Annotated in this window: 20 protein-coding genes and 1 tRNA gene; 7 read left to right on the plus strand and 14 right to left on the minus strand. The window is 49.9% G+C overall.

Annotated elements, in window-relative coordinates; all coding sequences use genetic code 11:
• Positions 1-191 precede the first annotated feature (191 nt).
• Positions 192-1,034, plus strand: coding sequence for a putative RNA methyltransferase (locus tag ACN0RL_RS05210; RefSeq protein ID WP_417514407.1), 843 nt, complete (start codon positions 192-194; stop codon positions 1,032-1,034).
• Between the two features lie 16 nt (positions 1,035-1,050).
• Here the strand turns inward: ACN0RL_RS05210 and ACN0RL_RS05215 are convergent, their stop codons facing one another.
• Entirely contained in the window at positions 1,051-1,527 is a 477-nt protein-coding gene (locus ACN0RL_RS05215; protein ID WP_417514409.1) for a hypothetical protein, read from the minus strand.
• A 12-nt stretch (positions 1,528-1,539) separates the two neighbouring features.
• The gene (locus ACN0RL_RS05220; protein ID WP_417514411.1) at positions 1,540-1,881 is read right to left on the minus strand and encodes a hypothetical protein; all 342 of its coding nucleotides are present in this window, start codon (positions 1,879-1,881) and stop codon (positions 1,540-1,542) included.
• 188 nt (positions 1,882-2,069) lie between these two features.
• Here ACN0RL_RS05220 and ACN0RL_RS05225 point away from each other — a divergent pair, with 188 nt between their 5' ends.
• Positions 2,070-3,311: a saccharopine dehydrogenase family protein gene (locus tag ACN0RL_RS05225; RefSeq protein ID WP_417514413.1), complete on the plus strand. Its 1,242-nt coding sequence runs from the start codon at positions 2,070-2,072 to the stop codon at positions 3,309-3,311.
• Between the two features lie 10 nt (positions 3,312-3,321).
• Here the strand turns inward: ACN0RL_RS05225 and cydC are convergent, their stop codons facing one another.
• The 4 genes from cydC to ACN0RL_RS05245 are packed head-to-tail and all read right to left on the minus strand — an operon-like array spanning position 3,322 to position 9,081.
• A complete protein-coding gene (cydC, locus tag ACN0RL_RS05230; protein ID WP_417514415.1) occupies positions 3,322-4,941 on the minus strand; it encodes a thiol reductant ABC exporter subunit CydC in 1,620 nt (539 codons plus the stop codon).
• Positions 4,934-6,649, minus strand: a complete 1,716-nt coding sequence (gene cydD / locus ACN0RL_RS05235) for a thiol reductant ABC exporter subunit CydD (protein WP_417514417.1) — start codon at positions 6,647-6,649, stop codon at positions 4,934-4,936. The genes cydC and cydD overlap by 8 nt, the downstream gene beginning before the upstream one ends.
• Entirely contained in the window at positions 6,650-7,651 is a 1,002-nt protein-coding gene (gene cydB, locus ACN0RL_RS05240; protein WP_417514419.1) for a cytochrome d ubiquinol oxidase subunit II, read from the minus strand. It abuts the gene before it with no gap.
• Between the two features lie 2 nt (positions 7,652-7,653).
• Positions 7,654-9,081, minus strand: coding sequence for a cytochrome ubiquinol oxidase subunit I (locus ACN0RL_RS05245; protein WP_417514421.1), 1,428 nt, complete (start codon positions 9,079-9,081; stop codon positions 7,654-7,656).
• Between the two features lie 184 nt (positions 9,082-9,265).
• Between ACN0RL_RS05245 and ACN0RL_RS05250 the strand changes: the two genes are divergently transcribed.
• The 4 genes from ACN0RL_RS05250 to ACN0RL_RS05265 all read left to right on the plus strand — a co-directional run bounded on the left by ACN0RL_RS05250 (position 9,266) and on the right by ACN0RL_RS05265 (position 11,797).
• Positions 9,266-9,889, plus strand: a complete 624-nt coding sequence (locus tag ACN0RL_RS05250; RefSeq protein WP_417514423.1) for a class I SAM-dependent methyltransferase — start codon at positions 9,266-9,268, stop codon at positions 9,887-9,889.
• Between the two features lie 51 nt (positions 9,890-9,940).
• The gene (locus tag ACN0RL_RS05255; RefSeq protein ID WP_417514425.1) at positions 9,941-10,585 is read left to right on the plus strand and encodes a c-type cytochrome; all 645 of its coding nucleotides are present in this window, start codon (positions 9,941-9,943) and stop codon (positions 10,583-10,585) included.
• A gap of 14 nt (positions 10,586-10,599) precedes the next feature.
• Entirely contained in the window at positions 10,600-11,613 is a 1,014-nt protein-coding gene (locus ACN0RL_RS05260; RefSeq protein ID WP_417514428.1) for a c-type cytochrome, read from the plus strand.
• Between the two features lie 97 nt (positions 11,614-11,710).
• Positions 11,711-11,797, plus strand: a tRNA-Leu gene (locus tag ACN0RL_RS05265).
• A 467-nt stretch (positions 11,798-12,264) separates the two neighbouring features.
• On the opposite strand, the gene drt3b is transcribed toward ACN0RL_RS05265, so the two are convergent.
• The 6 genes from drt3b to ACN0RL_RS05295 all read right to left on the minus strand — a co-directional run bounded on the left by drt3b (position 12,265) and on the right by ACN0RL_RS05295 (position 20,860).
• Positions 12,265-14,256: an antiviral reverse transcriptase Drt3b gene (gene drt3b, locus ACN0RL_RS05270; protein ID WP_417514430.1), complete on the minus strand. Its 1,992-nt coding sequence runs from the start codon at positions 14,254-14,256 to the stop codon at positions 12,265-12,267.
• Positions 14,249-15,448 carry an antiviral reverse transcriptase Drt3a gene (gene drt3a / locus ACN0RL_RS05275; protein ID WP_417514432.1) on the minus strand — a complete coding sequence of 400 codons (1,200 nt, stop codon included), beginning with the start codon at positions 15,446-15,448 and terminating at the stop codon, positions 14,249-14,251. Before drt3a ends, drt3b begins: the two co-directional genes overlap by 8 nt.
• Positions 15,449-15,461: 13 nt before the next feature.
• A complete protein-coding gene (locus tag ACN0RL_RS05280; RefSeq protein WP_417514434.1) occupies positions 15,462-17,081 on the minus strand; it encodes a replication endonuclease in 1,620 nt (539 codons plus the stop codon).
• Positions 17,082-17,508: 427 nt separating this feature from the next.
• Positions 17,509-17,706: a helix-turn-helix transcriptional regulator gene (locus tag ACN0RL_RS05285; protein WP_200371812.1), complete on the minus strand. Its 198-nt coding sequence runs from the start codon at positions 17,704-17,706 to the stop codon at positions 17,509-17,511.
• Between the two features lie 1,128 nt (positions 17,707-18,834).
• Complete coding sequence (locus ACN0RL_RS05290) at positions 18,835-19,665, minus strand: hypothetical protein (protein ID WP_417514436.1); 831 nt, start codon at positions 19,663-19,665, stop codon at positions 18,835-18,837.
• Positions 19,652-20,860 carry a tyrosine-type recombinase/integrase gene (locus tag ACN0RL_RS05295; protein WP_417514438.1) on the minus strand — a complete coding sequence of 403 codons (1,209 nt, stop codon included), beginning with the start codon at positions 20,858-20,860 and terminating at the stop codon, positions 19,652-19,654. The genes ACN0RL_RS05290 and ACN0RL_RS05295 overlap by 14 nt, the downstream gene beginning before the upstream one ends.
• 442 nt (positions 20,861-21,302) lie before the next feature.
• On the opposite strand from ACN0RL_RS05295, the gene ACN0RL_RS05300 reads away from it, so the two are divergent.
• Positions 21,303-22,085: an enoyl-CoA hydratase gene (locus ACN0RL_RS05300; RefSeq protein WP_417514440.1), complete on the plus strand. Its 783-nt coding sequence runs from the start codon at positions 21,303-21,305 to the stop codon at positions 22,083-22,085.
• Here ACN0RL_RS05300 and ACN0RL_RS05305 read toward each other — a convergent pair.
• Both ACN0RL_RS05305 and ACN0RL_RS05310 read right to left on the minus strand, forming a co-directional pair.
• Positions 22,082-22,579, minus strand: coding sequence for a DUF192 domain-containing protein (locus ACN0RL_RS05305; RefSeq protein ID WP_417514442.1), 498 nt, complete (start codon positions 22,577-22,579; stop codon positions 22,082-22,084). The genes ACN0RL_RS05300 and ACN0RL_RS05305 overlap by 4 nt on opposite strands.
• Positions 22,579-23,340 carry an ABC transporter permease gene (locus ACN0RL_RS05310; protein WP_417514444.1) on the minus strand — a complete coding sequence of 254 codons (762 nt, stop codon included), beginning with the start codon at positions 23,338-23,340 and terminating at the stop codon, positions 22,579-22,581. Before ACN0RL_RS05310 ends, ACN0RL_RS05305 begins: the two co-directional genes overlap by 1 nt.
• Positions 23,341-23,360 lie beyond the last annotated feature (20 nt).

The raw sequence follows: 23,360 nt of genomic DNA on the forward strand, positions 1-23,360 counted from the left end.
TTCCAGGTTGCCGATTACGGCCTGGTGGCGGATCTGTTTGAAGCAGTACCGCAATTTGAAGAAGAGCTGAAGAAAGTTCTGTAACTTTCTCTCAGACCTCAAAAAAGGCACCTTCGGGTGTCTTTTTTGTTGCAGATCCATAAACTGTGAGTCTGTTCCCGTAACCCGCCTGCAACACCGGATGCCGCACAATGACCATCAGCCCGTTTGAAGCTTTCGCCTGCCCACTCGATGGCTCTGCATTGCGACTGAATGGCACAAGCTGGCAGTGCGGAGATGGCCATAATTTCGATATTGCCCGCCAGGGCTATATTCATCTGCTCCCGGTACAGAACAAGCGCTCTAAAGATCCCGGTGATAACAAAGAGATGGTTGCGGCGCGCCATAGATTTCTGACCTCGGGTTTCTATCAGCCCATAGCCGAAGCCCTCAGCCACGCTGTGTTTTATGAAGCTGACAACGTATCTTCTTTAAGCTGTCTGGATGCCGGATGCGGAGAGGGATACTACATGCGGTATCTCGCCAATAAGGCGCCAGAAACCGCAGATCTTTTTCTTATGGGGCTGGATATATCCAAGTGGGCAATTCTGTCCGCTGCCAAACAGGAAAAAACGCCATCCTGGGTTGTCGGAAGCAATGCCAACCTGCCGATATTGCCCGAAACGCTGGATAGAGTATTGTGCCTGTTCGGTTTTCCTGTTTATCACGAATTCGCCCGAGTATTGAGGCAGGGCGGCGAGATTGTTCAGGTGGATGCAGGGCCGGACCACCTCATAGAACTGCGGAGAATCATCTATCCTGAACTGAAAGAGGCCCGAAAATCGCCGAACGCAGTGCCAAACGATTTTAAAACGATGGGCACATCCTCTGTCCGATATAGCCTCATACTCCCGGACAAAAGTGCCATCGCCGACTTGCTGGCTATGACGCCACACATGTATCGGGCAAGTGCGGAAGGCCTGTCCCGCGCGGCAGAGCTTGAATCGCTAACTGTCACCGTAGAAGCCACCATCAACCGCTTCAGAAAAAACTGACCAGTGTTGTTGCTTATCAATCCTTCTCTGGCATCTCCGTGTGGGCACCCTTCCTCATTACGGCCCGTTTTTCTGCCTTCGTGATAAACAGGGTATCAGCGAGAATATGTATAGCTTTATTGGTGGTGCGCACCGCATGGTAGACCTGCTTACTGGCCTGATCATGGGTTTTCCGGGCTTTATGCGCGCTTTGCCGGAACTCGTCATCTTTTGAAAAACGGTCAACCAGGCTGAACGTCGTATCGGAAATGACTCTGTGCATCTTTTCGACTGCCCTGGCACCGCCGGAAACTGTGTCTTCCAGGAGTTTCGCTCGGTTGCGAACCTCATAGATATCCATACGGCGTTTCTGAACAGCGCTGTTGATCGCGATATAGTGTGAATTCAGCCTGCGCACCAACGCCCTGGAGCGCTGAAGTTGCCAGAATCCATAGCAAAGGCTTCCGGACGCGATAGTCAGAAAAAGTAACGCCAGGACTAACTGAAAAGTCACGGTGCGGTTCTCCTAGCGATATTCAATATTAATTTCTACGTCTATGTCTCTCTGACTCATCTCTTCTTCAAGCTCTTTCATTACACCCTGATAAACCATTTTACGGACCATCACCGGGAGCTTGTCTGCCAAAATCCGGGCGGAGCGGGATTCACGCTTAGCCACAGCAATCGGATTGAGTACTTTCAGCGTAAGGATCAGCTCTGGTTCTTTCTCCATGCCCGAGATCGGGTCATTCTCGCCGGATTCCGCCATCATGCGTGTCATTATCTTGCGCTGCTCCAACACTTGCCAGCAGAGAACACCGCTGAAAAGGGCGAGAATCAAGCTGAGTATCAAGAGAAACGTGGCCATTTATATCTCCGGGAATTCGTCCAAACAATATTCAGCAGTGTGCCTCATACGTGGGGCTCTGCGATTGGCCGTGACGCCGCAGCCGGGGCTGTCAATGTCAAGTTAGAACCCGGGCTCAAAACTGTTAACATTAAACCAATACGATTTTCAGTGGATAATCCGCGTAATACGCATCAAAAGGACAGGCAATGAGTAAATCAACAGGAACCACCTACGACCTGGTTATATTCGGGGCTACCAGCTTTGTTGGACAGATTCTTACCCACTATTTGTTCGATTCATATGGCGTTGCAGGGGAGGTCAAATGGGCGATTGCCGGGCGTTCAGTATCCAAGCTCGGCGACCTCAAGTCCAACCTGGGAACCGGTGCTGTCGAACTGCCGGTGATCCTTGCAGATGCCACTGACGATAAGGCCCTGAAGGCCATGTGCGAGCAGGCTTCCGTGGTTATCTCTACGGTTGGTCCTTACGCTTTGTACGGAGAGCCTTTGGTCAAAGCCTGTGTTGAAACCGGCACCGATTATTGCGACCTGACCGGTGAAGTGCAGTGGATTCGCCGTATGGTGGAACGCTATGAGGACCAGGCCAAAAAATCGGGGGCGCGAATCGTTCATTGCTGCGGCTTTGATTCTATTCCGTCAGATATGGGCGTGTGGTTCCTGCAGCAACAGGCTGAAAAGACCTTTGGAGAAACATGCCGGGACGTGCGTATGCGCGTGAAGGTCGCTAAAGGAGGCCTTTCCGGTGGCACCGTTGCCTCGATGATCAACATAGCCAAAGAAGCTGCAGCGGATCCGAAACTGCGCAAGGAACTGGCCAACCCGTTCTCTATCTGCCCGCCTGAGCACCGTTCGAAGGTGCGCCAGCCGAGCCTGAAAGGTGCAGAGTTCGACAAGACATTCAACGCCTGGCTGGCGCCATTTGTTATGGGGGCTATTAACACCCGCATAGTGCACCGCTCCAACGCCATGCAAAATGCCCGTTATGGTAAGGAATTCACCTACGATGAGGCCATGATGACCGGCAGTGGCACAAAGGGCCGCCTGGCGGCTTACGGCGTAACAGCCGCTCTTGCAGGCTTCTTTACGGCATCTGCAATTAAGCCGACTCGCTGGCTGGTGGAGAAATTTGTACCTCAACCCGGTGAAGGCCCGACCCCTGAAGCGCAGAAAGCAGGATTCTACGACATTCGCTTTGTAGGGCGCACCGAGGACGGGAAGACCATGATATCCAAAGTGACAGGTGATGCTGACCCGGGTTACGGCTCTACCAGTAAAATGCTGGGCGAAGCCGGCATGTGCCTGGCATTCGACATTCCCGCTGATCAGCCGGGCGGTTTCTGGACTCCGGCATCGGTGTTGGGCGAAAAATTGCTGGACCGGCTGACCAAAAAAGCCGGACTCACGTTTGAGGTTGTGGAAACCCGTTAAGCGTGTCGGTTCAAATTGCCAGATGAATCACGCGGTCGGTGCCCGGCAGGGCATCCGGCCCGTGTGCCAGACTAATGACCGTTTTACCCTCCAGCCAGGCATCAATTTGCCGGGTTATCCTTTCTCGTGTGGCTGCATCAACCCCGGTAAATGGCTCATCCAGTATCACCAGTGGCTCCGGGCTCAAAAGTACCCGGGCCAGAGCGACACGACGTGCCTCGCCGCCAGAAAGCCGGCTGCCTGCACTTCCCAGCCAGGTATCCAGCTGGTTGCTTTCGGTGCGAAATCGTTCGGCCAGATCAACCAGTTCCAGAATACGCCAGAGCTGAGCATCGCTTGCTCCGGGATTACCCAACAGCAGGTTTGCTCGCAAGGTATCTTCAAACAACACGGTTTTTTGTGTGAGATAGACACAAGAAAGGCTGGTGCAGAAACCGCTTGAAGGCGATAGCAGCCCGGCGAAAACATCCGCAAGCGATGATTTTCCGCTACCGGAACGCCCGAGAATGCCCACTCGCTCGCCTGTGTTGACCTGCAGGCTAAACTGCGTGAACAGCGGCGCATGATCAGGGTACTTTACCGTCAGATTCTGCACGATGAGAGCTGAGTTCGCAGGAAGGCCAGGAGTCACTTCAGCTTCTGGTATGGCGTCAGGGTTTCGACAATCCCGGTTCAGGCGGGCGGCAGAGGCTTGTGTGGCCCCCAGCTTACCGAAGGCATCAGGCAACATGCTGTAGACTTCCGCAAGCCCGAGCAGAGCGATAGGTAGCAAAACCAGAACAGGCCCGGAAATCATCTCTGACCGGAACAGCGAGAAACCAGCCCAGAGCGCAAACACCGCCGACAGATTGATCAACAAATTCGAGCCGGCCTGGTGCCAGCCTATACGTGAATCCGCCTTTACCTGCTCGGACGAAGATCGATGCGCCTGCCGCAGGAGCCAGGCACCATGTTTACCAGTCCGCCCGGCGGCCGTAAGTTCAGCAAAGCCTTCCAGGTGTTCAATAACCGCAGTTCGCAGAGACTCCTGCTGATCACTCTGGCGAAACGCAATCGTTACTGTGCGCAAATACGTAGCGAGTGTCGCGAGTACGAACGCAGCCAGGAGTATCAGACAGATTCCAGCAGCTATCCGGATATCAAACAGCACTGCTGACAACATGGCTACCAGCAAGGTCACGAAAGCCGCAAGAGCCGCCGGTGCAATAAGGCGAAGATATAACGTATCCAGCGCGTCCACATCGCTGGTCAGCCGAGAAAGCCACTGGGCTCCTGTCAGTTCCCGTCTCTGGACGCGGCCAGCAGAAGACAGCTTGCGAAAAAGGGCCACGCGAATGTCCGTTAGCAGCCTCAACACCGTGTCATGGTTGTAAAGCCGCTCCACATAACGGGAAACCGTGCGTGATACCGCGAAAAACCTGATACCACCGCCGGGAACGTACAGGTTGATAGTAGCGGGCAAACCGGCAGCCAGGAGAATGCCCACGAGCGCAGTTTCAGTGATAAACCAGCCTGAAAGCGCAAGAAGCCCGAGGCCTGAGAGCAGGGCGGCCAGCATCAGCACGGCACCGATAAAAAGCCTTTGTGGGCGTGCACGGATCAACTTCAGCCAGGGTTTCAGTTCAGACATCTTTGATCTCTCCGCCAGAAACCAGCAGCACTCGATTAGCGAGAGCCAGCAGAGCATGGTGATGGGTGGAAAAGATCAGTGTCTTGCCGGCCAGGGCAAGCTTGTGCAGAGCTTCGAGCACAAAAATTTCAGTGTCGCTATCGAGGCCGGCAGTCGGTTCATCCAGAAGAATCAAATCATAATCGGCCACGAAAATCCTGGCCAGGCTGAGGCGTCTGGCCTGGCCTCCTGAAAGCCCCTGACCATCTTCAGCAACCTTGCTGTAAATGCCTTCTTCCCGGCTATCCAGCAAAGGACCTAGACCAACATTGCGCAGAGCGGTTTCAATAGCTACATCGGATACATTCGGGCTGGTGAGCCGGAGGTTGTCTGCCCAGGTACCGTGAACCAGAAAACCACTCTGGCCAAGCCAGCCGAAGGCAAAGCTTCCCGCTGGTTTACCAAACACCTGAATGTCGCCGCTGTCGGGTGCAAGAAAACCCGCCAGAAGATGCAGGAGTGTGGATTTGCCACTGCCAGAAGGACCCGTAAGGGCGATCACCTCGCCTTTTGCAACGGTCAGTAGAACATCGGTGAGGATAGAATGGTCCGCACGGAACGCGAGAGATACGGAATTCAGTTGAATCGTTCCACTATCAGAATCTGGCGCAGCAAATGAAAGGTGTTCATCGATACCTTCATCTTCGTGGTTTCCGGCAGGGGGCGCGAGTTCCTCATCACCCAGTCTGGCCAGAATCTCGGCGCCAGCGCCAAGAGCTGCGGCACGGTCATGGTAGTACTGGGAAAGCGTACGCAACGGCTGAAAGAACTCTGGCGCGAGTAGCAGAATCAAAAGGCCGGAAAAAAGCGTCAAATCCGGGGATGGCCCATAGGTGATATAACCCAGAAGACCAAAACCGATATAGATGGCGATCACTGCAATGGCGACAGAGGCAAAAAATTCCAGAACCGCGGATGACAGAAATGCGATACGAAGGGTCTTCAGTGTAATCCTGCGGTAGTGATCTGATCTCTGTTGGATCAGTTCTGCGGCGCTGTCAGTTTGTCCGAACAACTGCAGAGTCGTCAGCCCTCGAACCTTATCAAGAAACTGGCCGGACAGCCGGCTGACGACCTCGAAGTGCTGTTGGTTAAGCTTCTCCGCACCCATGCCTACAAGTGCCATAAAAAGAGGAATAAGCGGGGCGGAGAGAATCAGAAAGATCCCCGCGAGCCAGTCCAGATAAAAAACAAGCACCAGAATCATCAAAGGCACAATAAGGGACAGCGCCATCTGCGGAAGGAAGCGGGCGAAATAGCCGTGTAAGGCGTCAACGTGGTCAATCCACTCCCGCGCGAGACTGCCTGCAGAAGTTTGCCCCAGTGCCAGAGGACCGCAGTTGCGCCAGTATCTGTGGATCTGCCGGCGTGCAGTTCGACGCACTTGTTCGCTGCATTTTGCTGCCAGGTGGGTCTGAGCACCCTGGGCGATTGCTCGTAAAACGATCGCCAGCACAAGGCCGGCAAAAAGAGGCGCCAGCATCTCAGCTGACGCTTTTTCAATCACACCAAGGTGAACAATTCTGGCCAGAACGGCCATCTGAACAATGGTAGCGACACCGGCCAATGTGCCGGCAACAACCGATCCATGGATCCAGCGTCGGTTTCCTCTGGCAAGCCCGGAGAGCCAGCGCCTCACAGCGCCGCTCTCGACCTGCACTTCAGCCACTTAGTGGTAGCCCTCGCCGGCGCGCACTTTGCCGCGGAACACCCAGTAAGTCCAGGCGGTATAAGCCAGCACAAATGGAATTACAATCAGCAAACCTATCAGCAGGAACAGTTGTGAATTGTATGCCGAGGCTGCGTCCCAAACCGTGTAGTCAGGTGGTACCAGATAAGGCCATCGGCTGACAATCAGCCCCAGGTAAGTGGTGATGAACAACCCCATAGTGGCGACAAACGGCATACCTTCAAACCGGTTTCGGACCGACCGGAAAATCTGGAATGCACATAACAGGGTCAGAACGGGTAACACCCAGATTACGCTCAGGTTATTGAACCAGCGATCGCGAACCATGTCGTCAATAAACGGTGTCCAGACACTGATAATCCCGAAGACCACAAGTACAGAGGCTAGCAAGGGCAGGGTGATCCTGTAAGCCCAGTCCTGAAGCCGACCTTCAGTTTTCATGATCAGCCAGGTTGAACCCAACAGCGCATAGCCTGCTAGCAAACCAACGCCTGTGAGAACGGTAAAGGGTGTCAGCCAGTCCAGAGCGCCCCCTGTGAACACACCATTAGCAGTTTCGTACCCCTGAATGTAAGTGCCCACAACTACGCCCTGGGCGAACGCGGCCACGGTCGAACCTCCGGCAAAAGCCCAATTCCAGAGATAGCGAGAACTGCGCGCCTTGAAACGGAATTCGAACGCAATACCCCGAAAAATCAGACCAGCCAGCATCAGGAAAACACCAATATACAGCGCCGGCAGCAGAATGCTGTAGACCAAAGGGAAGGCTCCAAGAAGCCCGGCACCGCCCAGCACCAGCCAGGTCTCGTTGCCATCCCACACTGGTGCAACCGTGTTCATCATTGTGTCGCGATCCTGCTCCGACGGGGCGAAAGGGAATAGAATCCCCACCCCCAGGTCGAAGCCGTCCATCAAGACGTACATGATGACGCCAAAACCGATAATAAATGCCCAGATCAGTACCAGATCAAAAAGTTCCATAATCAGTAACCTCCCTGTTTGTTCGGCTGCTTGCTGGAGTCGTGTACTTCAAACCTGGTATGCGCTGCAGACATTGGCCGCTTGGCGCGTTCAGATTGAATATCTGGTTCTTTGGCATCTTTCTCCATGCCCTCGTACAAGACCCGCATCAGATAATAAACGCCAGCAGAGAACACCAGTGCATACACCACCACGTAGCCAATCAACGTGAAAAGCGCCATGCCTCCGGTCAATGACGGTGTCAGGGCCTCAGCTTGAGTCATCATGCCGTATACAAGCCAGGGTGCACGACCAACCTCAGTCACAAACCAGCCAGTCAGTACCGCAATAAATGGTGCAATACTCATGAAGCGCATTCCCTGGAGAAACCAGCGAGCACGCCAAAAGCGGCCACCTGCTCGCAATGCCAGGCCAGTGAACCCCATCAGGATCATCAGGATGCCGAGCGCAACCATGATTCGGAAAGACCAGAACACAATGGCAACCGGCGGTTGCTCTTCCCGCGGAACGTCCTTCAGGCCGGGTACTACACCGTCCCATTCGTGGGTCAGGATCATGCTGGCCATGCTGGGAATGCCAATTTCAAAGTGGTTGGTCTGGTTTTCCTGGTCGGGGATAGCGAACAGCAAAAGAGGTACGTTTGACGAAGTTTCCCAGTTACCTTCCATGGCTGCCACCTTGGTGGGCTGGTGCTCCATGGTATTCAGACCATGGAAATCACCGACCACCAACTGAGTAGGCGCGATGAACAGGATCAGCCAAAGGCACATTGACAAGGCCTTGCGGTTAGCCTCTACTTCGCGACCTTTCAGCAGGTACCAGGCGCTCACGCCTGCAACAACGAACGCACCGGTAAGGAAAGACGCGATAACCTTGTGGGCAAAACGGAACTGGAATGACGGATTGAAAATTGCTTCACTCCAGGAGGTTACGTAGAAAACGCCTTCCCGTAGTTCAGTTCCCGCAGGAGTCTGCATCCAGCTGTTAGCGGAGAGAATCCAGAACGAAGAAATAAAGGTGCCGGTTGCGACCATGATCGCGGCAAACAGGTGAACTCCCGGAGGTACCCGATCCCGCCCGAACAGAAGAACCCCAAGGAAGGCTGCTTCCAGGAAGAAGGCTGTAATGACCTCATAGCTCAGCATGGGACCGAGGAAATTGGCAGAAGCCTGGGAAAAATTACTCCAGTTGGTTCCGAACTGGAACGACATTACGATGCCGGATACCACGCCCATCCCGAAGACCACAGCGAATACGGTAGTCCAGAAGGACGACAGCTTTATCCATACCGGGTTTCTCGTTTTGTACGAAAGCCCCTCAAGGACAGCAATATAGGAGGCGAGACCGATGGTAAACACCGGAAAAATGGCATGGAATGACACCACAAACGCAAACTGAATTCGCGATAAGATAAGAGGATCTAGTTCCACAGGAACACCTCGGTAATGTTAATGTAACAATAAGCGAGCACAGCACACCCGCTCAGCCGCTGCCTTAGCTTTAATTGTTATATTGTTATTACCGGCAGATGAGAGTCATGCTACTTGATATGGTAGCAGATCAGGTAGGGCGGATTGTCGCACCTGTTGACTAAAAGCAATTATGGTGAAGAGCATGAGTTTTTACGAAGAACGAATCCTTCCACATATCATAGACCGTGCCTGCTCAATGGGCCAGGTTATGAAATTGCGCAGCCAGCTGGTGCCTCGTGCAAAAGGCCGGGTTCTGGAAGTAGGAATGGGCTCGGGCATTAATCTGGAATTCTACAATCCGCAAGCCGTTCAGATGATCTATGGGCTTGAGCCTTCTGAAGGCATGCGACGCAAAGCTATACCTAACCTGAAGCGCTCGCCGATACATGTTGAGTGGCTGGGCCTGCCGGGCGAACAGATTCCGCTGGATGACAACAGCGTGGACACCATTCTGCTCACCTTCACGTTATGCACCATACCCGACTGGAACTCTGCACTTCTGCAAATGAAGCGGGTACTGAAGCCAGGAGGCGAACTTCTGTTTCTTGAGCATGGTGAATCCCCCCACGAGCATACCCGAAAGTGGCAACACAGAATTACACCCGGCTGGAAGAAACTGGCTGGTGGTTGCCATCTAAACCGACATATTGCAGACCTCATCCGCCACGCGGGATTTGAATTGATTGAGCTGCAAAACCTCTACATTCCAAAAGCACCGAAAATAGCCGGCTATATCTATAAAGGCATCGCACGGAAAACAGTTTGAGGATGACAGAAAATCTGTACTGAAAAAGGAAAAGGAGTAACGAAAATGGGCATGAAAAGCCAAGTAATTACAGCCTTTGCAACCCTGACTTTCAGCTTTACGGCAGCGCATGGAGTTGAAGGCGACCCTGAGGCTGGGAAGCAAGCGGCAGCTGTGTGCCAGTCTTGCCATCAGCCTGACGGTTCGGGAATGAATATCCCCGGAGGCGAGTCCTGGCCGAAGTTAGCGGGGCTGAATGCCAGTTATCTTTACAAGCAGCTGGTCGATGTAAAAGAGGGCACACGCAAAAGCCCTACAATGAACCCATTCGTCGATATGCTGAATGAACAGCAGCTTAAAGACGTCTCAGTGTATTACAGCCAGCTTCCGCCGACCGGAGGCAAAGGTGGGGAGAGCGCTAACGACGAGCAACTGGCGCGTGGCAAAAAGCTTGCCACTGATGGCGACTGGAGCCGCTACATCGTTCCATGCAGCAGCTGTCATGGCCCCGGCAACCAGGGGGCAGGCGATCATTTCCCGGCCATCGCCGGTCAACATGCGGGCTATATTGCGGACCAGTTACGCGCCTGGAAAAGTGGTAAGCGGGACAATGATCCACAGCACCTTATGTTAGCGATTGCTGAGCGCATGAATGATGAAGACATCATCGCAGTTTCAGCCTGGTTGTCACGTCAGCCTGCCAAGCCAGCAAAGTAAGGGAGGATATACTAATGGACGGCCTTTTCACCAAGAGCAGCCTGTCATTGGCGGTTGCTGCCGGAGTACTCAGCTTTACTCTTCAAGCAGCAAGCACCGAACAGCGTTTACCCACCAACATCCCTCAGCCTGAAGAAGGGCAGTTCGTTCATGTGCCACCAACCATGGACGACTTAGAAAAAAGCGACATGCACCCGGAATTAAAACGGGTTATCAGGCGTGGACACGACTTGTTCGTTAACACGCAACAATTGCGGGGCAAGAACGTTTTTAACGATATGAACTGCAACAGTTGTCATCTGGGAGAAGGGCGCCAGCCATTCTCGGCGCCAATCTGGCCAGCAGCTGTCGTTTTACCGAACTATCGCGCGAAAAACGATCACGTGAATAACCTTGAGGAGCGAATCGCAGGCTGCTTCTCGTTTTCGATGAACGGCAAGCCGCCAGAGTATGGCAGTGACAATATGCTTGCTCTCGCGGCGTATCATCAGTGGCTCGCTAAAGGTGTGCCAATGTATCAAAGCGGTAAATCCATGTATGGCCGTGGCTTTCCAAAGCTCCCGGAACCTGAAAAGGGTATGAGCTTTGAGCGTGGCAAGCAGGTGTACGAGGAAAACTGCAGCATCTGCCATGCTGAAGATGGCAGCGGCCTTGTACAGAATGGACAAGTCGTTTTTCCGCCAGTATGGGGCGATGCTTCTTACAACTGGGGTGCCGGAATCACGCGCAACTTTACCTTGTCATCATTCGTCAAGCACAACATGCCGCTGGGCCAGCCTAACAGCCTGACCGATCAGCAATCCTGGGATGTTGCGTACTATATCAACAGCCACGAGCGGCCGCAGGATCCCCGATATACCGGCAATGTGAAGGAAACCCGGGAGAAATACCTCGACACTTTCCATAAATATACAAACTACGGTTTAGAGGTTAACGGTAAGCTACTCGGGGACCACGATAATCTTGGCGGCGAAAAAGACGTCTTGAAGCCAGACGCATTGCGGCCACGTACTTATAGTTCGGAATAGTCTTCAGGCGCCGTTAGCCTAATGGTCGGCAGCGTTTTGAATTGCGTTATTGCCCAAGGCCTTATACAATTCTGGCGCTCAAAACCTCCCCCCGATTGCTCCGGTGGTGGAATTGGTAGACACAAGAGACTTAAAATCTCTCGACCTCACGGTCGTGCCGGTTCGATTCCGGCCCGGAGCACCATTAAAAACAATAGCTTGTGAATATTGCTTCATCTACACTTTGGTTGATTTTTCATGATGTAGACGTTATGTAGACGCCAAGTGATTCGTTTTGCCTATAATTAGCCGGGCGTTCCCGGTAGAAGCAGTTACACGATAACTAAAACTGGCGTTCTGAGAACGTAACAGTGGAGGTGCTGATTTCCAGCGAAGTTGGTTTGGGAATGTTAAAACTGTGATGGCGGGCTTATGCTGGGAAGAACGATCGATACCCTATAAACAGACCCAGCCTCCGAGGCACCCCGGAAAACTAAGTCTGCTATAGGGTAACGGTTGCAAGCTTCGTGTGTATCCTCCTCGCTCTCAGCCAAGCTGCAGACCGGGCCAGTGTGCTAGAGGAATTCTGATCTAATTAAAGATCAGTGTTTCGGTAACCCAACCAATTACGGCTAGGCTGCCGACGCTTCCAACAAACGTTAGAGTAGGGTGTTAGTAGTTGAGATTCAAGTACGGCGAACGTAGCTCTTTTTTCGCTAAATTATAGAAAATACTCTTATCACTGTCCCAGCTGAAGAACCAGGTATCGTTCTCGAAGTGGTCGCAAATTTCCTTAGCGATAGCGTGTTTTTGACTTTTGGGAACCCCATCCATGTGCTTCCGCATCAATTGCTCCCTCAGCTTTGTTTTCGTAGATGAAGCGATATAAGGACAAGTTAAACTATCTACGAAAAATAAAAAAAGTTCCGAATGCTTGAGAGGCCTAGCCTGAAGGTCAAGCTTTTCTATAATTCCATTTTCAATTTTGAATCTCAATTCCTTGGCTGATTCGTTATCTCCGAGGTAATACATTAATGACATCGCGGAGAAGTAATCAAGGTCGATAGAATCCTCTGAAATAACTCTTTTCGGTAGGAATGAAGACAACACCTCTGGTGAAAATCGGTAACGATCACCAAGTTCTTTATGTAAGATGAGGAGGTTGAGAAACTCGTGAGGGAAGCTGGAGTCATTATTGGCTGGACTTCTAAGCGTTGTTAATATTTCGTCAGAAATAACCTTTTTTAAGCTTTCCTCTTTATCAATGCCAAGCTTTTTCGAGATAGATATAATTACGAGCAATATTTGACAAACGAGATAGCTAGGCCTGTAACGCATATCCATGGAAAAACAATAAAGACATAACGTAATAATTGACTTAAGGTATGTAAATCCTCTTACGCTGTCTGGGTTTAGTGATTTTGATAAAATGGTGTTCTGTAATTGTACGAGTCTGTTGCGCATTCCAGTAAGAAATATGTTTGTCGACGCCTCATAGCCAATACCATTCTGTTTTGCGATAGATTTATATTTTGAAATATAAATTAGATCCAAATTTCGTAGATTCTGATGGCTGTTTATAAAACGAAAATGAGAGGAAGTGGAATCTTCTTTTTCGACCTCAACGAATCTATCGAAAAGCTCATTGACCAATGAGCTTGCCTGTTGTTTCGCAACCGATTCGTTTGTGATGAAGGGTCTAGAAGATAAATTAATCTTTGACTCATTTAGGTGTAGGTTAAATTTCTCCAATTCACTCCTAAAGACCTGCATTATAGCTCTAGCTTGCTCTTCGCTCTGAGCAAAAACGAAATAATCGTCGACATATCTTTTAATTTTAAAGTTCTCAAATCCTTCTTGGTGAAGAAGTCTACGACTATTTTCGTCTATCCGCTGTAAAATTATCTCAGAAAATATTCGGGAAAATTCTGGCCCAATCAATATTCCGTTGGTCTCATTTGAATTAGAGCGTTGCATTATTCTGTCAAACTTTCCCTCGAAAGAGGAGCTTTTAATATCAGGTAAATTATCTTTTACGAACTGCTTATCCTTAACCGCCCAGGTTATGGAGTGCGTATAGATACTTTGAAAACACTTTGATACATCGAAGCGAAGCATGACTTTAAATTGGCGCTCTAGACGCTGAAATAAATAAGAGTCATAAAACTTAAATAGTAAGGGGAAGTCTTTATATTGAAAAAAGGATGAAGCATGTCGATTGTCATCATCAATGGCATTTTTTTTATGTTCAACCAAATCGTCTCTTAAAACTCTTGTGAAGCGAAGAGTGGCCTGCTTTTCAATAAAATGTGATGCAACCTTGTATGGTGCCCTGAGCGAGGCTTTGCTCCTGCTGCAGAGCGATGTAATTATCGACTGAAAACTATCATAAAAGTCTACGAACGAGAACTGGATAGCAGGATGAGGCAGGCTTACTTTACGAGTTGAGCTTGAGTTTTTCACTATTTTATAGGTGAATGGATAGGATTCCGATTCATTGTAAATCAATTTTAGAAAACAATCGTGGAACTTATCAAGATCGCCATTTCTTAATTTTTTATGAAATGAGTCGTTCGAGAACAGGACCGGAACCTCGTAGGGTAAAGTTTCAGTCAAAAGGATTCGATATTTATCGCTTCTATTTACTTTCTTGACTTTACCCATTGGTCCAGCATTTCCTTATTTCCACTACATCATCGTATGTGAATTTATGACTAATTCTTTCTCTAAATCCAGTACAGAATGAAAACTTTCGTAAGTATCTTTTGTCTTTACTGCTTAGAATTGAGCTTAACGTTCGCCCAAATTTTCCGCGCTTGGCATAAATAAATTTAAGCATAAAATGATCTAAGTCTTTTAATGCTTCCGATTGCTCAGGTATTTCAGAATAGTTGTAATAGACACCAGTCTTAAGGTCGTTACCAATGACCTTGGATCTAGACTTTAGGTTAAAATTTCCCGTCAAAAACTTGAGTCGCTTAGTCAAAAGGTCGAAATCTCTGTCTTTTGAAAAAGCATAGAATGATTTTGCAATTCGAGATTTTATCTTTTTCACCTTTTTAGGTGATATGTCTATCTTTACGCTGTCACTAATCTTTTGAAATCTATAACCAAGGTAATCAAAATCTATTGGCTTTGGACCAACTTTATTTTGAAATTCATCACATTTCTTATAATTTACTTCTAGCCCCATATCGATTATGAAAGATTCAACGACTTTCATAACATTGGTCTGGTTGGGCACGCAGAATACCAATATGTCGTCGACATAGCGCGCTGAATAATATACTCCTTCTAGCCCTTTAATAGACTCATCGAGCTTCGACAAATAAAATTCTGAAAGCGTCGAGCTTATCGATAGTCCTCTTGGTAAACCTGGTTTGCTTACGAATTGGCTGCTTGTTAAGAGATCGTTTAACAATACCTTTGTCTTATAGGACAGAAGAGGGTCGTCCCAGCACGCTGATATCAAATTTTGCGACGGAATTGATTCATAGAATGACGCAATATCAACTTTAAATAAAATAAATGGAGACTTTTCTTCTAGTAGAGTTTTTACTTGATTGACTAACGTATTCCTATCGGTATGTCGAACGCCTAGTATCTTTTTGAGGTTTTGGTTTATCTTTTTTATAGCGAAGTGATCTTCTGGCTTTCGAGGTTTGAATACCAGTTTTCCGTTTCGTTGAAACGACTTGAAATCAGAAAACTCAAAGCTATCGCTGTTTATTTTTTCGGCGATTGTCGACAGTGAGGATAGTTGCTGCTCGGGTGTCGAACCGAGTTTGTGTTCAACAACTTCGGAAACAGAGCAGAGCCTATGTAATGATCTGGCAGAAAAGGTTTGGTCTAACATCAGTCCATTGGTGTCATAAAGTTTGTATGGCAGTGTACTCGCTCAGATGCCCGGTCGTACAGTTATTGACAGAACTCCAAGGTGGCGGGAAATTCTCACAGTTCAATTTCTCCCAGGCATAGGCAGTATCGTCAGGAAGTGCGTCGATTTCCGCTTGCGTCACTTCGCGAACTTGAGTGAGGCGCTTAACACGTTCGAGCCAAGAATCGTTCGATGTTGAGGTTAATTCTTTCGTTCGCTGCGGTCGTTTCACCTCCCATCGTAAAGCCCTCGTAATCCAGTATCGGCCCCGAGCATAGAGACCAAACAACTTTCCTTTAGATGGCTCGCCATACTGATTAACAGGGCAATCAAGGTACTCTCCGGTGTCCTGATCAAATTCCAGCCATTTAGCCGTTTTTATAGGGTGGTCGGCTCGCTTGGCACAAGGGCCATACATAGCCGTAATGAATCCCGCCCAGTCGCTCTTATCTGCTGTAACTCGTGCAGCTTCTACGGTTTCATCATCTGAATGCTCTAAACGTCTAAGTTCCCGCCAAACGGTAACCGGTGGCCCTCCAATTTGCTGAAACTGGCGAATTCCGTGAATGCTTGCCCAGGCGCGAACACGGGGAGCCACGTTTTTGGTGAGGTTGCCATGCCAATCCTCAGCGTCATTCCCGTCTTCCTTGAAATCACCGTCGATGTTCTTGCAAATGTACTTCACGATATAGCCTGTTGCTGAGCCACGTTCGTAGTCGATATCCACTGCATCAAACCTGAACTCGTCGGCTCCAGGTTCATCGCCATCTTCAAGCAAAGCATATCCACGCATTATCTCGACGAGGCGGTTCTTTTCGCTCGGTTCAACAAACAATAAAAGATGCCAATGCGGAGTTCCGTCGTGGTGTGGTTCGGTGATGCGAAATCCGTAAATGCGGATGTCTTCACGATCTAACTGAGCCCGAATACGCGCCCAAATTCCCGTGAGGTATTGTTGGGCTTCTTTAGGTGTCGAACCGTTGTACTTTGGGTTTGGTTGGCCAGTGGCTTTAACTGGGTGGTATTTGCTTGGCGTCGTTAGGGTAAGGAACACTCCATCGTGATCCAGTTGGCGGGCGATGGTCTCGAAGCCGGAAGCTCGAACAATCAGTTCTGATCTTCGAACGTAAGGGTTACTGACAGACAGCGAAGCCAATTCTGCAAGGGTGTACTCCTGGCATTGGTCGTTCACAGCTATCATTTCTTCAAGCAACGAGTGATTTCTGGTCAGCTGTTCGAGATGAAGTTTTAACCCCCAGTCTGATACATAGATGCCTTTTTGTTTTGAGACCAGACCGTAGTCGCGTGCGACGTTGTCCAGCACTTGCTTTTGCTCTTTCCGCAACAGACGGCGCCACCATCGATCGTTTTTAGTTCGCTCAATCCGGCCTTTGTCCGTATCACCGTCTGGAAGAGAAAAGCCATAGCGAGCGAGCAGTTTGGCAATAGCTTGCAGGGCAGTGGCGGGATCTTTGATTCGCGCGCTGATTTCTCCACAGGTTCTTGCTTTTGCTTTTGCGAAATCGATGATCTGAGCATCGTCTACCGTAAGTTTGAGGTCTCGCCGTTGGAGTTTTTCAATTAGGTTTTCGAGAGTTGTTTCCAATGCCACGCAACCCTGTTCCTGACCTATTAGGTACAGGCGAGGTTCAAGCTTTGGAAATACCTGGGGGAGTCGTTGCCGAAAGTCTGTTACTGCCATTCGGGTTTGTCGGGTGCCAATGGTGTATAGGCGACCTTCAGAGCGGTAGTAACGGAAATCTCGTTGGTTAGGGGAGGTCATTGAATCCTCCCGTAACGGTTTGGCTTCGTTACCGTAACGAAAAGCTGTTCGGCTGGATAAGCCGTTAACGTAACAATCGGAACAGGTTTCGTTAGGTCGTTATCTGCGTTTTGACCTACCTGTAGGTTAACGGCGTAGGTGGGTACTCTGGCATGTACCCTTTGGCGTACCTGAGGTGAACCTAGTACGCTCTGAAACATATACCTAATAGGGGAAGGTTTCTCACTTTGTGATATTACGTGACGGAAAGTAGCCATCACGCAATCTCAGATGTGGAGAGTCGAACCTGTTTGTTGATGTAGTCGTGAAGGTCGCTCAGCCGATACCGAACGGCGCGACTACCGATTTTGATGAAGGGAACCCGGGCACCGGCCCAACGGTCGCGCTCAAGGAACGCTTTGCTGACGCCAAGGTAGTTAGCGGCTTCACTTGTGGTAAGTAAATTTTGGATCATGGTCATACTCCTGTCTGGATCGTATGACGCATAGCTTGTTATGAGTGAGAGGGGGTTGGAACACGCCTGGGGGGTAGAGATATATTCCTAGGGGGTAGGAATATAAGTGGGTATCTCTCACTAAGGCCTGTATTTTGGGTGAGTCTATATCAATGGTTGATCTCGAAAGCTGTGTTTATTGGCGGTATGATCGAGAGCACTAAGGGATAATGTGATTACGCATTAGGAATTTGGAGGCGTAGGTGAGCAGGAGATCAGTTGAAGGATACGAGGGAGGGAATTGGCCAAGTACAACGGGCAATCCATCTGGTGGTGGGCGCGGTAACGCAGAGTCTTTAGATGCACGGGATGATGACCTCGAAATCGATCCGAGTTACGTGAAACCAAGCGATAAGTCTTGCTGGGACGCAGTGCATAAAGCATACAGTGAACTCGCGTCAGAATCCTTCCGGTCAATGCCCCCGATGCCATTACAGGCACGTAGGTACGAAGGTGCCATAACGCGTTTCGAAAACTATGGAAATCAAGTGTTGTTTCAGGTTGATACAGACCTGAGAGAGTCTCCATTCAAAATATCTGAACAGCTGGTTGGCTATTGGAGAGGTCAGTGTCTTCAGCATTTTTCTACCCATAATTTGATCGGTGATCGAGTGAGATTCATCGGTTCTAGAAAACCGTTGTTTGATAACCCCTGGATGAGAGTCAATCGATTTGAAAACCTTGACTGGTCTGAAGAGAGGTTTGACCACGATGCCTCCCTATTTCAACTAGAAAATAAACTGAGACTGGGCGACCTTGGAGATAGATCGATTATTCGAGACTCTTTGGGCCACCAAAATAAAAAGCACTGGTTCTTATTGTCAGGCAACTATATCTGTCGCAGCGTTGGCTTCGTCACGCTAGAGCAGGCCTCGGCGTGGATAGCCTCGATTGAAACCAACTTACAATGGCGCGAGGGATGCAGGTTCAGCATCCATAAGAACTGGTTTGAATGCAGTATTGTCGATGCCAGTGGGGCTATGCCACAGTCTTGGCCTTCCTAGTTCGGACTTTCAGCTTAGGTGGAGCTAAATACTGCGACAGTGCGCCGTTTGTAGTTGGAGGCAGTCAACTACCAACTACAAAAAATTAAAGTGTTCTAAGAAGCTTTTTTTTGTGAATTCCAATCCAAATGCTTATTCGGTGGGCAGGATCGTCGGTTCTCAACACATGATCCACTTCATTAATAAAATCATCATATAGCCGCGATGCTGCGTGTCGGTTTGTGAGGTGCTGATATCTTTCATCATAGACCGCCATCAATTTTGTGTTCAACGTTGCGAATGCGCTGTTCTTGGCTTTGGCACCACGTTTGCCCGAATTTTTTGCCCGTAATTGGGAAAAGTGGATTCCATCGATGAAGGCAATCAAGTCACGTGCCTCAGATAACAAGCTATCACGTGCGCTGATGGCTGTGTGATAGAGCGAATCCTGCACATCAAACTCGCTATTATCTCCCCAAGAGCGATCCATATACTGTGTTTCTCCGCGACCATACGCGGTTAACCGTTCATGGGTTTCAATTGCTTCAAAACACTTGCCCAAGGCGAGAACCGCAAAATAGTCCTCTGGTGTACCGTTTGGAAATTCCGCTTGGTCGTTAAGATCGTAATCTTCAAACAGTGCCAGTATTTTCCGAGGATCCGTTAGAAAGACTACCGCTTTCTCTCGGCTCTGCCCAAATATACGTTCGTGTCTAAATCGTTGCTCGGCGTTCGTCATTAGCCAGTTCGAGAACTCGATCGCAAACTGCAGTTCAGCAAGTGATCGTCCCTGTAATTGCTCTTGGCTGCTTTCAATAAGATAGCCAAATGCCATAGTGAAATCTTTATGCTTGGCTTGAAGCGGCGCTTCCAAACACATGTCATAAGGGACAAACGGATCTCGGCGATCAAAAAGCTCAGGGTCAAGAAGCGACATCAACAGATTCCTTGTTGAAGTGGTTAATAAAAAAATCAGTGATCTTTTGCATAGGCAGGCGCAGGCGCTCTACATCAAAGATGATGTAACCGTCAGTCACGTCGTTCGGATCCTTGTGATTCATTAGCCGTTTCAGGGCGTAGGCTGGAATATCGAGTCGTTCAGCAGCGGTGATAAAGGTTCGTCTCAGATCATGCAGTGTGAACGTCACGCCGGACAAGTCGCAGACGCGCTTGATCGCCGTACGGGGCTCTGAGAGGTGTCCACGCTCCGCGTCGCTGGGAAACACATACGGGCTTTCCTGTTCTTTGAATCGACGTTCTAACAATGCTTCGATGGCGTCACTGAAAGGTAACCGATGAACGCGTCCGTTTTTGGTTTCAGTAATCGTCAGAGTTTTGTCTTTGAAATCCACTTGTTCCCAGGTAAGGGTTGCCGCTTCTGTGCGGCGCAGGCCAGTAAGTAATACCAAATGCAGATAGTCCCGCGTAGTTTGGGTGTTCAATTGCATCGTCGCGTCATACCAGGCCTTGAGCTGATGATCCTTGATCAGGCTTTGTCGGCGCTCCACCTTGTACCAGGCACGCTGATGGCTCAATACGTCTACCGGATTTGCCACCAGAAAGGGTTTGCCGGATGCGTCCTGATACCGTTGTAAGGCGTGATTAAAAACGGCTCGTAGAATTCGCATCCCATTGTCAGCCCGCGCCGGGCTGCGTTGTCCGTATTCTGCATGGCGGTTCAGCACCATATCCCGGTTAATGTCTTTAAGGGCTTTGCTTTGCCAGTCCTTAAACATTTCCCGCATGGAGCGGTTGTAGTCGTTGAGTGTATTCGGCTTTAGGGTTTTGCGAGTGGCCAGATAATCTTCAAAGGCGTCTTTTAGCGTTACGCGTTGGGCGCGCTGCTCCTGCGCTTCTCGAATCGGGTTTATACCGGTTGCGACTTTACCCAGGTATTTCTGCGCTTCCTTGCGAGCTTGTTCAAGTGTCAGGTTGCCATATCTGCCAAGTGTCTTTCGCGTAACCCGGCCATCCACTCGTTTTTCCACTATGAACGATTTAGCTCCGCCACTGGTCACCCGTAAACCAAAACCCGAGATGACTGAATCCCGATAAAACGCCTGGCTAGATTTACCATCCGGGCCGATCTGGGGCAGGGGAACTTTGTCGATAAAGCTCTTGGTAATTCTCAAAGGTACGGCTCCACTCGAATTCGCCGGAAAGTCTCATGTGTCTTAATGTAGACACTATGTAGACAAAATCGGTCAAATTCTAGCGGATTTCTTCAAACAACTGCAAACATCGTTTTCTAGGAATGTTCTGTAACGCACTGTTTTATAAGTCGTATTAAAACATTTTCCATTTTCTTAAAAGAAGGGCTCTAATAACTTAAAATCTCTCGACCTCACGGTCGTGCCGGTTCGATTCCGGCCCGGAGCACCATTGTATTAAAAATCCTTACCTCTCTTTGCGGTCCAACATGGGTTGTCGTGCTTCGGCAATGTCTGAATGCCGTTGATGTTTCCGGCAAGCACTGCCGGGTTCTACAAAAGTCGCTTCGACAGCCTGGTGTTCCTGGACGATACTGGTTGGCTCAAGTTAGCTCTGAATCTCCCGGATACGAGGTAGTTAGTAATGACAAACCTGCTTGCGCGAAATACCGACGACAACGGCATTACCACCATCACACTGAACCAGCCCGATCGGCGCAACAGCCTTTCTATGGGTATGCTTGATGCGCTGTCTGAGGCACTTGCCAGTATTGCTGCAGACGAAGCCACGCGGGTGGTCGTGATAGCAGCTGCGGGCAAAGTCTTTTGTGCCGGGCACGATCTCAAGGAGATCCGTGATCAGCTTGATAGTCATGAGTTCCAGCTGGCGTTGTTTAACCGGTGCAGTGAGGTAATGCAGCAAATCGTAAATCTGCCAAAGCCCGTGATTGCGAGGGTAGCAGGCGTCGCTACTGCCGCCGGGTGCCAGTTGGTAGCCAGCTGTGATCTCGCGGTGGCTGCGGACTCAGCCCATTTTGCTACACCCGGTGTGAACATCGGGCTGTTCTGTTCGACGCCCATGGTGGCTCTGTCGCGCAACGTGTCACGCAAACATGCCATGGAGATGTTGCTGACTGGTGAGATGATCAGCGCGGCCCGTGCAGAGCAACTTGGACTGGTAAATCGCATTGTTGATGAGTCACTGCTGGATGAGACGGTGTACGCCATGGCCCGCACAATTGCGGACAAATCCGGGCATACCCTGAAGATCGGTAAGGGTGCGTTTTACCAGCAGATGGAAATGCCGCTGGCTGAGGCTTATCAGTACACAGCCAACGTTATGGCAGAAAACCTGCGTGCAGACGACGCACGTGAGGGAATTTGTGCGTTTCTGGACAAACGCAAGCCGGAATGGAAAGACAGCTAGGGCGTTTTACAACTCTGTTCACCCAGAATGAGGCGGTCTCCGGGAGTAATTCCATTCGCCTCAAAAAAACCAACGTTCATTTCGACTGCAGAGATAAACTCGACGCCTGCCGGATAACTGGGGCACCTGGCACCGTTGGTTGATGCGCAGGGCTTCATCTGCCGAATGCTGCCAATTTCACCGTTTACACCAAGATAGGCTATATCCAGAGGGATGAGTGTCTGGAACATCCAGAAGCCGTGATCCGGGCTCTGCGGTTCCTGATACTGAAACAGCATGCCCGAGTTGGCCGCGAGAGATTCTCTGCCCATCAATCCTTTTCGCCGCTCCTGTGGCGATCTTGCGAGCTCAAGGCTGACGTCGATTGTGCTGGTACCTGTAACGAAGCAGGCAGCGACAACCGGTAAACCGGTTGATGTTTCTGCAGCCCCGGAACCACCCGAACAGCCTGCAAGGATGGCTATGGAGCAGAGCAGGGCGTTGCAGTTACGCATCAGGAACGAAGCCGGTAGCCGGTTTTGAAAATCCACCAGATGCCGGCCATGCAAGCCGCCAGGAAAAGCAGGGTCATACCCACGCTTATTCCCACATGCACATCGGAAACGCCATAAAATGCCCAGCGGAAACCGCTGATCAGGTAAACCACCGGATTAAACAGGCTGATGGTCTGCCAGATTTCGGGCAGCATATCGATGGAGTAAAAGGTGCCGCCAAGAAAGGTCAGTGGCGTCACAATCATCATGGGAACAACCTGTAGCTTTTCGAAACCGTCGGCCCATATTCCGATGATGAATCCGAACAGGCTGAAGGTGACGGCGGTGAGTATCAGGAAGGAAAGCATCCAGAACGGATGGAGAATGCTGTAGTCAACAAACAGCCTGGCAGTTGCAAGAATGATTAACCCGAGTATTACCGACTTGGTGGCCGCAGCCCCCACATAGCCCAGAACCACTTCTACATAGGACACAGGTGCAGAAAGCACCTCGTAGATTGTGCCCGAAAACTTTGGCATGTAGATGCCAAAGGAGGCGTTTGAAATGCTTTGCATCAACAGGGAAAGCATCACCAGACCGGGGATTATATAGGCACCATATTCGATATTGTCGATATTGCCCATGCGCGAACCGATGGCAGAACCGAAGACAACAAAATACAGACAGGTAGAGATGACCGGCGAGAGCACACTTTGCATCAGCGTGCGCCCCATGCGGGACATTTCAAAGTTATAGATGGCTTTAACACCGTAAAAATTCATGCCTTTCTCCAGTTAGCCCG

It is taken from the genome of Marinobacter sp. (assembly GCF_048259445.1).
In the GTDB taxonomy this organism is placed as follows: Bacteria; Pseudomonadota; Gammaproteobacteria; order Pseudomonadales; family Oleiphilaceae; genus Marinobacter.